Raw genomic sequence first — 14,210 nt, 5'->3', positions numbered from 1 at the left:
CGGGGGCCCGCCTGGCAAGGCCTGCCGGCCCGGCGGGCGCGCGCTCAGCCTGCGGGGCCCGCGGCCTCTTCGAGCGCCTGGCCGAGATCGGCGAGGCTCAGCGCCGCGGCCGCCTGCCGCGCCGCGGCGGCTTCGGCCTCGCTGGGGCGCAGCAGGCTCCACAGCCGCGCGCCTTCGCGGCGGTCAGCGTCCCATTGCGCGGGTTGCTGCTGCTGCCAGGCCAGCCAGGCCAGCGCACGGGCGCGCTGCCCGGCCGCCGCCCAGGCCTGCACCGCGCCCAGCACCAGGCCGAGCTGCAGCGGCTGCAGGCCCAGCGCCACGGCATCGCGCCAGCCGGCCTGCAGCGGTGCCCAGGCTTCGAGCGGGTCGCCATGGCGCGCGTGCAGCAGGGCCTCGGCCTGGCGCAGCGCCACGCGCAGCGCGGCCTCACCGGCCGGCAGCGCGGCCTGCAGGCGGGGCAGCAGGGCCCGCAGCGCGGCCACGGCTTCCGCGTCGCCGATCTCCAGCAGCGCACCGGCCAGGTTGGCCAGCACATGGGGCACCAGCGAATGCAGGCCGTGGGCGTCCAGCAGCGCCAGGGCCGCCTGCAGCGCCTCACGCGCGGCGCGCCCGCGGCCGGCGGGGTGCAGCAGCGAGCCCAGGTTCAGCAGCGCCAGCGCCTGCAGGCGCACCGAGCCGCGGGCCTGCGCCAGCTGCGCCACGCGGCGGTAGCCGCGCTCGGCCTCGGCTTCGCGGCCGGCCATGTGGTCCACCAGGGCCAGGTTGTTGATGGCCTCGGGCACGAGGTCGTCGCAGCCGTGTTCGACGGCCAGCGCATGGGCGCGTTCGAAGGCCCGCCGCGCCGCGGGCAGTTCGCCACGCCCCCAGTGCACCAGGCCCACCGTGCGGGCCGCGGTGGCACGTTCACGCGGGGCGGCACGCGCCAGGCCGCGGGCGAGCAGCAGCGCTGCTTCGTGGTGGCCGGCGCGGTAGCACAGCAGCGCGCGGGCCGACTGCAGCGGCGCGCGCACCGCCCCTCGGCGGCCGGCCGGTGCCGCGGCCAGGCGCGCGGCCACATCGGCCAGCAGCGCCAGGCCTTCATTGCGGCGGCCGCGCAGCTCGAACAGCGCTGCCAGCGCCCGCACCAGCGCGGCCAGCGCCTCGGCGTCGGCCCGGGCCACGGCCAGGTCCAGCGCCAGGCGCAGCATCGGCAGCTCGATCTCCAGGCGGTCGAGCGCGCCGGGGCGGTCGGTGCCGCCCGGCGCCAGCAGGCTTTGCAGCTCGGCCATCACCGCGGCCGCCGCGGCCTGCTGCGCGGCAGCGGCCGTGGCGGCATCGGCGGCGTGGTGGCGCCGCAGCCAGGCGCGCAGCAGCGGGTGCAGGCGCCAGCGTGTGGGGGCGGCGTCGGGGCGGCCTGCGGCGGTGCCATCGTCAGTGGTGGGGTGGGGCGCCGCGGCCCCGTCACTCGCCGGCTCGGGCTCTAGCCAGGAACGCAGCACGATGGCCTGCAGCCGCTCGGGCCGCAGCCCACCACCGGCCAGCAGCGCGGCGCGCGACAGGCTCGCCGGCAGCACCGCCACACGCACCAGCGCGGCCTGCAAGGGCGGGGGCAGCGTGCGCCAGGCGGCGGCGAGCAGGGCCTCCAGCGCCGCGGGGGCGTCGCCAGCCTCGGCCTCGGCGGCCAGGGTGGCGGCGGGGGTGCTGCGCAGCTGCGCCGCCACCAGCTCCAGCGCCAGCGGGTGGCCCGCCAGGGCCCGCGCCAGCCGGCCCAGCCCGGCGGCCTGCGGCCGCGCCTCGAAGCCCGGCTGCAGCGCGCTGGCGCGGGCCACCAGCAGCCGCACGGCGGCGCTGCGCAGCACGGCGCCCGGTGGGTCGGCAGGGTCGGGCAGGTCCAGCCCGCCGACGGCGACGTCGTGCACACCGTCCAGCGCCGCGGCCTGGCGCGAGGTGATCAGCCAGCGCACCTCGGGGGCGGCACTCGCCAGGGCCTGCAGCGCCGCCGTGAAGCCTGAGGCCGCAGCGCTCGCCGGTTCGCGGTCCGGCGCTTCCAGCAGGTGCTCGGCGTTGTCGGCCACCACCAGCGTGGGGCGGCGGCGCAGCGCGGCGGCCAGTGCTGCGATCTCGGCGCCCGGCGGGCCCAGGTCGGCCCCCAGTTCGGCGGCCAGGCGGCCGAGCGCGGCGGCGGTGCTGTCGGCCTCGGCCAAGGGCCACCACACCAGCGCCAGCCCGAAGCGGGCGGCCTGCCGCGCCAGCTCGGCCGCCAGGCGCGTCTTGCCGACACCGCCGGGCCCGCGCAGCTGCAGACGCAGACCCGGGCGGGCCAGCAACGGCTGCAGGCGTTCGAGTTCGTCGTCGCGGCCGATGAAGCCGGGCGTAGCCGCCGCGGGCGGGGCGCGGCGGTCGTCGGGCGCCGGGCCGGGGTCGGCCGGCAACGCCGTGCAGCGCGTGCCTTGGGCCGCCTGCAGGCGTTGTTCATGCAGGCGCCGCTCGCGCAACCAGGCTTCGCGCCGCCCGGCGGCGGCCAGCCGTTCGAGGTGGGCGCGCAGCAGCGGTTCGTCCAGCGGGTCCAGCGCCCGCAGGCGTTCGAGTTCGGCCTCGGCGCGCGCGGCGTCCAGCGTCGGCAGCGCCGCGAGCAGCACGCGCCGCCACCGCGCCAGGGCCTGATCGCGGGCCGCCTGCAGCCAGGGCGGCGCGGCTTCGTCGGCGCAGAGGCCTTCGGCCAAGGGCCCGTGCAGCCGGCCCAGCGCCTCGGCGGCACGGCCCTCCCGCAGTGCGGCTTCGATGGCGGCCACGTCGGTGGCGGCCAGCAGCTGCAGGCGCGAGGGCTCGGCCGCCAGGGGCGCATCGCCGTGCTGCTGGCGCAGCCGGTGCAGCGTCTTGCGCAGGTTGCGCAGGCGCGCGGCCTCGTCCAGCGCCGGCCACAGCTGCGCGGCCGCTTCGTGGCGCGGCAGCACCCCGCCGCGGCAGGCCAGCAGCACCAGCAGCTGCGTCGGGCGCTCGTCGGGCAGCACGCGCCCGGCCAGGCGCACCGGGCCGTGCAAGGCCAGCTCGGGGGCAGGGCGAAGGGGGCTCTGGAGCAGCACGGCCGGCAGCGAGGTCTACGCGGGGATGAAGGCGGAACGGCGCTCGCGCCAGTGTAGGCAAGGGCCAGGGAACGGCCAGGGAACGCGGCCCCTCGGCGGAGGGAGCCCCGCTCGCGCAGCGCCTGCCCAGACTGACCCGGTCGTAGCCCCCTTTGGAGATCCACGCCATGTCTGTCTTGCACCGGGGCCTGCCTTGGCGGGCCTGCTTCCTCCCCTCATCTCTCTGGATGGCGCTGGCCGTGCCCATGGCCCAGGCCACCGCGGCCCCACCCGGGGCGGACCCCGCGGCAGCCCCGGCCGCCGTGATCGTCAACGGCCGCGTGCTGGCCCCCGCGCAGCGCCAGGCCCTCGAAAGCCGCACGGGCGTGCCGCTGCAGCCCGGGCGCTGGTGGTACGACCCGCGCTCGGGCCTGTGGGGCGCCGAAGGCCACGGCGCCGCGGGCTTCGCGCCCGCGGGGCTGGACGTGGGGGCGCCGTTGCCACCCCAGGTTTCGGGCGGCCGGGCCGGCGTGTTCTTCAACGGCCGCAACCTCGCCGACGCCGAGATCACCTGGCTGCGCACCCTGGGCCCGGTGTGGCCCGGCCGCTACTGGCTGGACGCCAGCGGCAACGTCGGCCTGGAGGGCCAGCCGCGGCCCTTCGCCAACCTGTGGCTGCTGGCCCAGGCGCGCGGCGCGGGCGGCAACGCCAGCAGCACCACGCCCAGCGGCACCTGGATTGCCAGCAGCGGCGGTTGTGTCGCCATCAGTGCGAAGTCGTCCAGCGGCATCGGTTCCTTCGGTGCTTCCAACTGCTGAGGTGGCCATGAACCCACGCATCCTCGTCACCCTGTTCGGCGCGTTGCCGTTGGCCGGCTGCATCTTCGGCAGCGGTGCCCCCGATGCCGAAGATCCCTACCCCCGCAAGGCCAGCATCACCACCAGCTGGCAGGCCGCCACGCTCCCTCGCGGGGGCACCGTGAGCGGGCGGCTGGTGCATTGCCCCGAGGTCATCTTGCAGCGCGCCGCCAACCGCTACGTCTACGTCAGTGGCCGCTACCGGCTGAACCTCGCCGACTTGCCGGCGGGCGTGAGCATCAGTTTCCCCGAGGGCGACACCGTGGATGTGCCCTCGCCCGAACAACCGGCCTACGCCACCGTGCCTTCGCCGCTGAACCTGAACGAGCGCTTTTGCCAGTCGCGCGCCTTCACGCTGTCGCGCGCCGTCGGCAGCGATTTCGGGGCCGTGGCCCTGGTCGCGCCCACGGCCCAGCACGAGGTGGAGTCGGCCCTGCTGCGGGGCGAGCAGGTGCGGCTGAACGATGCCCCCGTGGCCGTGCCACCGCCGGCGGTGGCGGGCGCCTGCGCCGTGGGCCGCTGGACGGCCGCCAGCACGCCCGTGCAGTCGCTGGTCAGCACGCTGGAGTTCGACCTCGCGCTGGACAAGGTGGAGCCCGACCGGGTGACCCTGGCGCGCGCCACCGAACGCAGCATCCTGGTCGACGAAGACTTCGGCGGCTGGCGCCAGAGCGTCATCGCCACCGCGGCGACCCCCGAGAACGTGCGCGTGGCGCGCAGCCCCGCCCAGGGCCTGCTCAACCGCACGCTGGTGGCCTGGCGCGAAACCGACTTCAGGCGTCCGCTCACCGAACAGACGCGCGTGATGCTCGCCTGGGAAACCGGCAGCGCCGGCTGGCAGCCCGAGATGATGGCCGCGGACCAGGCGGCGAACCTGCGCGGCCTGCAGCTCGCCACCTCGCAGAGCGAGGCGGTGGTGGGCTGGGTGGGCGATGCCGGCCCCCGCCTGCGCACCGCCGATGTCCTGACGCGCACGCTTGGCGATCTGGCGCTGCCGGCCGACCTGCCTGCCAGCGGCAGCGTGCGTGTGATGCGCCTGGCCACCGACCCGCTGGACCAGAGCCTGCTGCTGGCGCTGGCCGTGCGCGAAGCCGATGGCGTGACGCGCTTGCGCGTGTGGCGCCGCGCCCTGCCCGGCGCCGGCTGGGTGCCGCTGCAGGTGCTGGACGCCGGTGTGCCCGGCGCCGACGTGACGCTGGGCGACACCGCGCTCACCGCCGCCAACGGCGAGGTGCTGCTGGCCTGGAGCTGGGGGCAGACCGCGTTCTCCAGCAGCAATGCGCGCCAGCAGCTGCAGCTGCAGCGCTGGACCCCCGCCACCGGTTGGCGGGCGGTGGCCGACACCGGCCTGCTGGCCGATGCCGCCAGGCGCTACGCGCTGCAGCCGCAGTCGCTGCAGGTGGGGGCCGGCTGCGGCGGTGCTGCCTTCCTGGCCTGGGGCGAACCGGCCGACTACCCCCGCGGGGCGGTGTTCGGTGCCGTGGCCGCCGAGAACCGCTGGGACACCTTCGGCCGCGACAACCTGGCCCCGCTGCCGGATGGCACCGGCGCCTTCGCGAGCCAGGTGCGGCTGCGGGTGGGCGAGGACGGGCGCCCCGTGCTGGCCGTGCTGCTGGCGTCGCCCAACGGCGGGCCGCCGCCCGTGGTGCTGTTGCGCTACACGCCCTGAAGGTGGCCCCCGGCAGCGGGGTGCCCCGGGCCGCCACCCGGTGGACGCCCTGCGGGGGTGGGGCGCGGCGGGGGCTGGGCGGATAATCTGCGTTCATTCCCCACCCGTCTTTCCCCTGTCCCCCAGCCCGGAGCCCCGCCATGGCCAGCGTCAACAAAGTCATCCTCGTCGGCAACTGCGGCCGCGACCCCGAAGTGCGCTACGCGCCCAGCGGCGCGGCCATCGCCAACGTCAGCATCGCCACCAGCAGCCGGCGCAAGGACAAGAACACCGGCGAAAGCGTCGAAGAGACGCAGTGGCACCGCGTCACCTTCTACGACCGCCTGGCCGAGATCGCCGGCGAGTACCTGAAGAAGGGCCGTCCGGTCTACATCGAAGGCCGCCTGAAGTACGGCAAGTACACCGACAAGGACGGCATCGAGCGCAACACCGTCGACATCGTCGCCAACGAGATGCAGCTGCTCGGCGGCCGTGAGGGCGGCGGCATGGGCGGTGGCATGGGTGGCGACGACATGGGCGAGCCGCCCGCGCGCGCCCCGCGCAGCGCGCCGCCGGCCCGCAGCGCCGCCCCCGCGCCGGCCCAGCGCCCCGCGCCCAAGGCCAGCACGGGCTTTGACGACATGGACGACGACATCCCCTTCTGACCGCGCCCGTTCCCTTGACGGCCCCCCACCGCCCCGGCCCGGCCGGGGCCCCCCACTACCTCGCCGGTGTCGACGGCGGCGGCACCGGCACCCGCGTGCGCCTGCAAGACGCCGCCGGCCGCACCCTGGGCCAGGGCGAAGCCGGGCCCTCGGGCCTGGGCCAGGGGGTCGAGCAGGCCTGGCGCCACGTACAGCAGGCTTTGCTGGCGGCTTTCCAGGCCGCTGGGCTGGCGCCGGCCGTGCCGGCCGAAGTGGCCCTGGGCCTGGGCCTGGCCGGCGCAGGCGTCGCGGCGCAGCGCGCCGCCTTCCTGCAGGCCGACCCGGGTTTTGCCCGCTGCGTGCTCGACAACGACGGCGTCACGCAGCTGCTGGGCGCCTTCGGTGGCGGCCCGGGCATCGTGCTGGCCGCCGGCACCGGCAGCGTGGCCGCCAGCCGCGACGAAGCCGGGCGCGTGCGCCAGTGCGGCGGCTGGGGCTTCCCGGTGGGGGACGAAGGCAGCGGCGCCTGGCTGGGCCTGCGTGCCATGGCCCACGCCCACGCCGTGCTGGACGGCCGCGCGGATGCCAGCGCGCTGTCGGCGGCCGTGTTCAAGACCGCAGGCGCCGATGCCCCGGCGCTGCTGGCCTGGTGCGCCGGCGCGGGTGCGCGGCGCTATGCCGAGCTCGCGCCCTGGGTCTTTGCCAGTGCCGACGGCGGCTGTCGCACAGCCCAGGCGCTGCTGCAGTCGGCGGCCGACGCGCTGGCGGCGATGGTGGCCGCGCTGCAGCCCGAGGGCGCCGCAGCGCCCTGGCCCGTGGTGGCCAGCGGCAGCATCGGCACGCGCCTGGCGCGGCTCTGGCCGCCGGCCCTGCAGGCGCACCTGGTGCCCGCGGCCGGCGACAGCATGGACGGCGCGCTGCAGCTCTTGCGCGCGGCCCTGGCCGCCGATGCGCACCCGGCCTGAGCGGCCGCGACGCTTCCTTCCTCTCATCCCGCGATCCCGCTTCCCATGACCCTCCACGGCCACCTGCTCACCCCCGAAGGCTTCGTGCGCGGCACGCTCGCGCACGCAGGCGGCCGCATCACCGTGCTGCAGGGCACGCCGGTCAGCGAAGCCGCGGTGCGTGCCGACACGGCCACGCCCGTCTTCCTGCCCGGCTTCATCGACCTGCACGTGCACGGCGGCGGCGGCGCCGACACCATGGAAGCCGGCGAAGCGGTGGCCACGCTGGCGCGCCTGCACGCGCAGCACGGCACCACCTCGCTGCTGGCCACCACGATGACGGCACCGCTGGCCGACATCGAGGCCGCGCTGCACGCGCTGGCGCCGGCGGTGGCGCAGCGTCTGCCCGGAGCGGCGCGCGTGCTGGGTGTGCATCTCGAAGGGCCCTACATCAGCCCCGACAAGCTCGGTGCGCAGCCGCCTTTCGCGCGGCCGCCTTCGCTGGCCGAGATCCTGGCACTGCACGCCATCGCGCCCATCCGCCTGGTGACGGTGGCGCCCGAGGTGGCCGGCAACCTGGCGCTGATCCCGCAGCTGGTGCAGGCCGGCATGCGCGTGCAACTCGGCCACACCTCGGCCACCTACGAGCAGGCCTGCGAGGCGCTGCAGCACGGCGCCAGCGGCTTCACGCACCTCTTCAATGCCATGAGCGCGCTGCACCACCGCGCGCCGGGCGTCACCGGCGCGGCGCTGGCGCATGGCGAACATGCCGAGCTGATTCCTGATCTGCTGCACGTGCACCCTGGCGCCATCCGCGCGGCCTTGCGGGCCATCCCCGGGCTCTTCTGCGTGAGCGACGCCACCGCCGCGGCCGGCATGCCCGATGGCGACTACCGCCTCGGCCGCCAGACCGTCACCAAGTGCCTGGGCGGGGTGCGCCTGCCCGACGGCACGCTGGCCGGCAGCACGCTGACGCTGGACCAGGCGCTGCGCAATCTGGTCAGCATCGGCCTGCCGCTGGCCGAAGCCGCGGCGCGCTGCAGCACGCACGCCGCGAACTACCTCGGCCTGGCCGACCGCGGCCGCCTGCAGCCCGGGGCCTGGGCCGACGTGCTGCAGCTCGACGCCGAGACGCTGCAACTCCAGGCCGTGTGGGTGGAAGGCGAGCCCGTGGCGCGCTGAAGGCAGGGCCGCCGTACAGTGCGGCCTTCCAACGCGGCGCCGGCCGCCCTTGAGGAGACGCCATGAGCCAGCCCACGCCCCGCCTCACCGCGGCCGACTTCCAGCCCGAGGTCTTGCGCCTGTTCGACCAGTACGTGCACGGCGACTTGAGCCGGCGCGGCTTCCTGGACAAGGCCGCGCTGTTCGCCGGCAGCCCCGCCGCGGCCGCCGGCCTGCTGGCCGCCTTGAGCCCGCAGTTCGCTGCGGCGCAGGTGGTCAAGCCCGACGACCCGCGCATCGCCACGCGGCGCGCCAGCTTCCCTTCGCCCGAAGGCCACGGCACCGTGCAGGGCCTGCTCGCCCGGCCCATGCAACCCGCAGGCAAGCTGCCGGCGGTGCTGGTGGTGCACGAGAACCGGGGCCTGAACCCGCACATCGAGGACATCACGCGCCGCCTGGCCGTCGACGGTTTCCTCGCCTTCGCGCCCGACGCGCTGGCGTCCTACGGCGGCTACCCGGGCAACGAGGACGAGGCGCGCGCCGCCTTCGCCAAGGTCGACCAGCCCAAGGCCCGCGCCGATTTCATCGCCGCCGCGCGGGCCCTGCGGGCGCTGCCCGAGAGCACCGGCAAGCTGGGCGTGGTGGGCTTCTGCTACGGCGGCGGCATGGCCAACTACCTGGCCACGCAGCTGCCCGAGCTGAACGCCGCCGTGCCCTTCTACGGCGGCCACGCGCCGGCGGCCGAGGTGCCGAAGATCACGGCGCCGCTGCTCATCCACTTCGCCAGCGACGACCCGCGCATCAACGCCGGCTGGCCCGCGTATGAAGAAGCGCTGAAGGCCGCCGGCAAACGCTACGAGGCGCACATCTACCCCAACACCCAGCACGGCTTCAACAACGACACCACGCCGCGTTTCGACGCCGCCGCGGCGAAGCTGGCCTGGGACCGCACGCTGGCCTTCTTCCGCCAGCACCTGGCCTGATGCCGGCGCAGCAGCGGCGGGCTGCCTTCCGGTGCGCCGTCCGGCGCGCCTGCCTGGGGGCCGGCCTGGCTTTGGCGCTCGCGCTGGGTGCGGCCGCACCCGCCGCGCTGGCGCAGGCGAAGAAGGACACCGCGGTGCTCGCGATGTCGCTCGAGCCGCCGGGCCTCGATCCCACGGCCGGCGCGGCCTCGGCCATCGGCGAGGTGGTGCTCTACAACGTCTTCGAGACGCTGTTCAAGATCCAGAGCGACGGCAGCACGGTGCCGCTGCTGGCCACGGCCGGCACGCCCTCGGCCGATCTCAAGACCTGGACCTTCACGCTGCGCCGCGGCGTGAAGTTCCACAACGGCGCGGCCTTCGACGGCCAGGCCGTGAAGTTCAGCTTCGAGCGCGCCGCCGCACCGGGCAGCCTGAACAAGGACCGCGCCACCTTCGCCAACATCGAGCGCATCACGCTGCCCGACGCCCACACCGTGGTGCTGCAGCTGAAGAACCCGAACGCCGACCTGCTGTTCCAGCTGGGCCAGGCCACGTCCGTCATCGTGGAGCCGGGCAGCGCCGCCAGCAACGCCACGCAGCCCGTGGGCACCGGCCCCTACCGGCTGGAGAGCTGGGCGCGCGGCTCGGCGGTGACGCTGACCCGCTGGCCCGAGCACCGCGACGCCGCGCGCGTGGCCTTGCGCCGGGTGCAGATCCGCTTCATCAACGAGCCGGCGGCGCAGGTGGCGGCGCTGCTGTCGGGCGATGTCGACGCCTTCCCGCGCGTCTCTGCCGCGCGCAGCCTGAAGCAGTTCCAGAACCCGCAGCGCTTCCAGCTGCTGGTGGGCGCCAGCCGTGCCAAGACCATCCTGGCGATGAACCACCAGCGCAAGCCGCTGGACGACGTGCGCGTGCGCCGCGCCATCGCGATGGCCATCGACCGCGCCGCCGTCATCGAAGGCAGCGCCGAGGGCTACGGCGTGCCCATCGGCAGCTACTACGTGCCCGGGGCGCCGGGTTATGTCGACACCACGGCGATCAACGCCTACAACCCGGCGCAGGCGCGTGCGCTGCTCAAGGAGGCCGGCGTGGCCACGCCCTTGCAGCTGACGATGAAGCTGCCGCCCGTGCCCTACGCGCGCCAGGGCGGCGAGGTGATCGCGGCGATGCTGGCGCAGGTGGGCATCACGGCGAAGATCGAGAACATCGAGTGGGCGCAGTGGCTCAGCGGCGTCTACGGCCAGAAAGCCTACGACCTCACCGTCATCAGCCACGTCGAACCGCTGGACTTCGGCAATTTCGCGCGGCCCAACTACTACTGGGGCTACGAATCGGCCGAGTTCAAGGCGCTGTGGGCCCGCATCCAGGCCACGGCGCAGCCGGCCGAGCGCCACAAGCTGCTGGCCGAGGCGCAGCGCCTGGTGGCGCGCGACGCGGTGGCCGCCTACCTCTACCAGCCCACCTGGCTGACGGTGGCCCACGCCCGGCTGCAGGGGCTGTGGAAAGACGCGCCCATCCTCGCCAACGACCTTTCGGCGCTGCGCTGGCAGTGAGCCCGCCGGCCCCGGGGCCGTGAATGGGTGGTGCCGGTCTTCCGGAGCGGCCGGTATGCTCCGTGAGATACATCATGAAACATGTGCTCCCGCTCGCTTGCGTCTGGCTGGCGGCTGCCGTTGGCAGCGCGCCAGCGTCTGCGCAGGCGCTCGCCTCGCCGGCGGAACTGCTGGCGCTGGTGAACGCGCAGCGCGCCGCTGGCGCTGTGTGCGGGGGTGAACCGCAGCCGCCCGCGCCCCCGCTGCAGTGGCACGCGGCCCCCGAGGCTGCGGCCACCGACCACCTGCTCGACGTGGCGCAGCAGGCCACGCTCACGCACGACGGCAGCGACGGCAGCACCGTCGGCGGCCGCCTGCGCCGCCACGGCTATGTCTGGGGCGGTGTGGGTGAAAACGTGGCGGCCGGCCACACCAGTGCCGCGTTGACGCTGCAGCAGTGGCTCAAGAGCCCGGCGCACTGCCGCACGCTGATGCAGGCCAACTACCGCCATGGCGCGGTGGTGGGCCGGCTCGTGCCGGGCAGCAAGCACGGCGCCTATTGGGTGATGGTGCTGGCGCGGCCCTTGAGCTGAGGCGTCGGCCGCCTTCAGTCGGCCTCGGCCAGGCCGGCCAGGTGCGCGGCGTCGCCCCAGGCCTCGATCTGCAGCGCACCGCCCGCCCAGCGCAGGCGGTTGAGGCCGGTGTTGGGGATGGCGCAGGCGCGCAGCCCCGTCAGCGGCAGGCCGTGCACGGTGCGCCACAGCATGTCGAGCACGCCGCCGTGTGTGACCACCACCAGGCGCCGTGCCGCAGTGCTTTCGGCCAGCTCGCGCACGGCCGTGATCACACGGGTGTGGAACTGGCGCTGGCTCTCGCCGCCCGGCGGTGCGAAATCGGCGTCCTGCTGCAGCCACAGGCGCCACAGGTCGGGGTGGCGCGCCTGGATGGTGGGCGCGTCCAGGCCTTCCAGGATGCCGAAGCCCTGTTCGCGCAGGCCCGGCACCAGGCCCGGTGTCATCTGCCAGGCCGCGGCCAGCGGCGCGGCGGTCTGGCGCGCGCGCAGCAGGTCGCTGCTGTAGAGCGCGTCGTGGCGTTCCGCCGCCAGCCGCTGCGCCAGGCGCGCGGCCTGCAGCTCGCCGTGGCCGTTCAGCGGCACGTCGATCTGGCCCTGGAAGCGCTGCTGGCGGTTCCAGTCGGTCTGGCCGTGGCGGATGAAGAGCAGCTCGGTCACGCGGCCGCCGCGCTCATTTGGCGAAGAGCTGGCCGATGTCCTTGAAGGCCTTGAACTCCAGCGCGTTGCCGGAAGGGTCCTTGAAGAACATCGTGGCCTGCTCGCCCACCTGGCCGGCGAAGCGGATGTAGGGCTCGATCACGAACTTCACGCCCTGCGCACGCAGGCGCTCGGCGAAGGCGTGGAACTGGTCCCATTCGAGCACGACGCCGAAGTGCGGCACGGGCACGTCGTGACCGTCGACTTCGTTGTGGTGCGCGCGCGTTTGCTGCGGCGCGAGGTGGGCCACGATCTGGTGGCCGAAGAGGTCGTAGTCGATCCACTCGGCACTGCTGCGGCCTTCGGGGCAGCCCAGCACCCCGCCATAGAAGGCGCGTGTGCTGTCGAGGTCGGCGACGGGGAAGGCGAGGTGGAAGGGGGCGATGCGCATGCCGCCATTCTCCGCCGGGACGCTGATGACAGGCCGGCGACAGCCCGGGCGCCTCCCCCCGAAGCGCGGCGGTGCGTGCGGGGTGTCACGCCGCGTTCATCGAGGCTGCCTACCGTCGGCGCCAGCGTTGAACCGGCCGTGCCGGCACCCAGCGCCTCCACCACCGCCAGGAGCCTGCCATGTCCGACCCCGTCCACAACCCGTTCCGCCGCGGCCTGCTGCTGGGCATCGGCGCCGCCGTGGCCGCCGCCTTCGGCGCGCCCATCGCCGCGCTGGCCGCACGCTCGGCCGAAGCCAGCAGCACGCTGCGCGCCACGCGCAGCGTGCCCGGTGCGCAATGCACGCCGGCCGATGCCTCGCTGCTGGTCGACAGCCCCTACGGCCCGACCGCGCCCGTCAACGACCTCAGCACCGGCCTGCCGCTGATCGAGCTGCCCGCCGGCTTCACGTACAAGAGCTACGGCTGGCGCGGCGACGTGATGAGCGACGGCCTCGTCACCCCCGCTGCGCACGACGGCATGGGCGTGGTGCGCACGCGCCGCATCGGCCGCAGCACCGAGATCGTGCTCGTGCGCAACCACGAGCAGAGCACCAGCACCAACGCCAACAACATCATCGGCGCCGGCCGCGACACGGTGGCCAAGTACGACACCGGCCTCACCGGCACCGGCTACCAGATCGGCGGCAACACCAACCTGGTCTGGCGCGACGGCAACTGGGTCGCCAGCTACGCCACCTTCGGCGGCCTCAACCGCCCCTGCGCCGGCGGCGCCACCACCTGGGGCAGCTGGCTCAGCAACGAAGAGATCCGCAGCAACAACGTCAGCAGCACCGGCAAGAAGCACGGCTACATCTTCGAGATCCCGGCCGACACCAGCCTGAACGCCGCCAGCACCGCGCCCATCGTCGACATGGGCCGCTTCGCGCACGAGGCCAGCGCCATCGACCCGGCCACGGGCTATTGGTACCTCACCGAAGACCAGGGCAGCGCGAACACGCTGTACCGCTTCCTGCCCAATAACCTGAGTGGCGGCCTGAACTCGCTGCATGCAGGTGGCCGGCTGCAGGGCCTGAAGGTGCGCGGCGTGATGAACGCCGACCTGCGCTTCCCCGCGCTGTGCCAGACCTTCGACTGCGAGTGGGTCGACATCGCCAACCCCGACGCCGACGGCGCCACGCTCGCCAGCGTGGTGGGCAACGTCTCGGCCAGCGGCCCCTACCTGCAGGCCTACGCCAACGGCGCGGCCATCTTCGGCGCCAACGAAGGCTGCTGGGTCGCCAACAACGTGGTCTTCTTCACCGACAAGGCCACCGGCACCACGCCCGTGGCGCGCGCCGGCGTGATCTGGGCGCTGGACCTCGGCACGCTGGTGCTCAAGGCCATCTTCGTCAGCCGCGACCGCGTGGTGGGCAACTCGCCTGACAACATCTGCATCAGCCCGCGCGGCGGCCTGCTGTTCAACGAAGACGGCGGCAACAGCAGCCCCACCAGCGCCACCATCGAATCGCAGCACCTCAAGGTGCTCTCGCCCACGGGCAACAGCTACATCTTCGCCAAGCACAACTACAACTTCACCGCCGCGCAGCTGGCCGGGGCCGGCAAGCCCAACGCCACCAGCGGCAACCAGCGCAACACCGAGTGGGCCGGCAGCGTGTTCAGCCCCGACGGCCGCGTGCTCTTCGTGAACCTGTACTGCGGCGTCACGCTGGCCATCACCGGCCCTTTCGAGAACGGTCACCTGTGAACGTTGCCGCGCCCA

Annotated in this window: 12 protein-coding genes; 9 read left to right on the top strand and 3 right to left on the bottom strand. The window is 74.6% G+C overall.

Annotated features, from left to right (window positions below; all coding sequences use genetic code 11):
- Positions 1 to 44 precede the first annotated feature (44 nt).
- A complete protein-coding gene (locus EOE66_RS00580) occupies positions 45 to 3,062 on the bottom strand; it encodes an ATP-binding protein (RefSeq protein ID WP_128226760.1) in 3,018 nt (1,005 codons plus the stop codon).
- Positions 3,063 to 3,229: 167 nt separating this feature from the next.
- On the opposite strand from EOE66_RS00580, the gene EOE66_RS00575 reads away from it, so the two are divergent.
- The 8 genes from EOE66_RS00575 to EOE66_RS00540 all read left to right on the top strand — a co-directional run bounded on the left by EOE66_RS00575 (position 3,230) and on the right by EOE66_RS00540 (position 11,382).
- Positions 3,230 to 3,859 carry a hypothetical protein gene (locus EOE66_RS00575; RefSeq protein ID WP_128226759.1) on the top strand — a complete coding sequence of 210 codons (630 nt, stop codon included), beginning with the start codon at positions 3,230 to 3,232 and terminating at the stop codon, positions 3,857 to 3,859.
- A 7-nt stretch (positions 3,860 to 3,866) separates the two neighbouring features.
- On the top strand, positions 3,867 to 5,567 hold the full coding sequence (locus EOE66_RS00570) for a hypothetical protein (RefSeq protein WP_128226758.1): 1,701 nt from the start codon (positions 3,867 to 3,869) through the stop codon (positions 5,565 to 5,567).
- Positions 5,568 to 5,707: 140 nt separating this feature from the next.
- Positions 5,708 to 6,211 (top strand): single-stranded DNA-binding protein, encoded by a 504-nt coding sequence (gene ssb, locus EOE66_RS00565; RefSeq protein WP_128226757.1) that lies wholly within the window; start codon positions 5,708 to 5,710, stop codon positions 6,209 to 6,211.
- A 14-nt stretch (positions 6,212 to 6,225) separates the two neighbouring features.
- The gene (locus EOE66_RS00560; RefSeq protein ID WP_164884947.1) at positions 6,226 to 7,155 is read left to right on the top strand and encodes a glucosamine kinase nucleotide-binding domain-containing protein; all 930 of its coding nucleotides are present in this window, start codon (positions 6,226 to 6,228) and stop codon (positions 7,153 to 7,155) included.
- A 45-nt stretch (positions 7,156 to 7,200) separates the two neighbouring features.
- The gene (gene nagA, locus EOE66_RS00555; protein ID WP_128226755.1) at positions 7,201 to 8,316 is read left to right on the top strand and encodes an N-acetylglucosamine-6-phosphate deacetylase; all 1,116 of its coding nucleotides are present in this window, start codon (positions 7,201 to 7,203) and stop codon (positions 8,314 to 8,316) included.
- A 62-nt stretch (positions 8,317 to 8,378) separates the two neighbouring features.
- Entirely contained in the window at positions 8,379 to 9,278 is a 900-nt protein-coding gene (locus EOE66_RS00550) for a dienelactone hydrolase family protein (protein ID WP_128226754.1), read from the top strand.
- Entirely contained in the window at positions 9,278 to 10,810 is a 1,533-nt protein-coding gene (locus EOE66_RS00545) for an ABC transporter substrate-binding protein (protein ID WP_128226753.1), read from the top strand. The genes EOE66_RS00550 and EOE66_RS00545 overlap by 1 nt, the downstream gene beginning before the upstream one ends.
- A 74-nt stretch (positions 10,811 to 10,884) precedes the next feature.
- Entirely contained in the window at positions 10,885 to 11,382 is a 498-nt protein-coding gene (locus EOE66_RS00540; RefSeq protein ID WP_164884946.1) for a CAP domain-containing protein, read from the top strand.
- Between the two features lie 14 nt (positions 11,383 to 11,396).
- On the opposite strand, the gene EOE66_RS00535 is transcribed toward EOE66_RS00540, so the two are convergent.
- Positions 11,397 to 12,020 carry a histidine phosphatase family protein gene (locus EOE66_RS00535; RefSeq protein WP_128226751.1) on the bottom strand — a complete coding sequence of 208 codons (624 nt, stop codon included), beginning with the start codon at positions 12,018 to 12,020 and terminating at the stop codon, positions 11,397 to 11,399.
- 13 nt (positions 12,021 to 12,033) lie between these two features.
- Positions 12,034 to 12,450 (bottom strand): VOC family protein, encoded by a 417-nt coding sequence (locus EOE66_RS00530; RefSeq protein ID WP_128226750.1) that lies wholly within the window; start codon positions 12,448 to 12,450, stop codon positions 12,034 to 12,036.
- A gap of 179 nt (positions 12,451 to 12,629) precedes the next feature.
- Here EOE66_RS00530 and EOE66_RS00525 point away from each other — a divergent pair, with 179 nt between their 5' ends.
- Positions 12,630 to 14,195: an alkaline phosphatase PhoX gene (locus EOE66_RS00525; protein ID WP_128226749.1), complete on the top strand. Its 1,566-nt coding sequence runs from the start codon at positions 12,630 to 12,632 to the stop codon at positions 14,193 to 14,195.
- The last annotated feature ends 15 nt before the right edge of the window (positions 14,196 to 14,210 follow it).

The sequence above is a fragment of the Rubrivivax rivuli genome, from assembly GCF_004016505.1.
GTDB lineage: Bacteria > Pseudomonadota > Gammaproteobacteria > Burkholderiales > Burkholderiaceae_C > Rubrivivax > Rubrivivax rivuli.
This window is presented reverse-complemented; position numbering and strand designations above follow the sequence as displayed.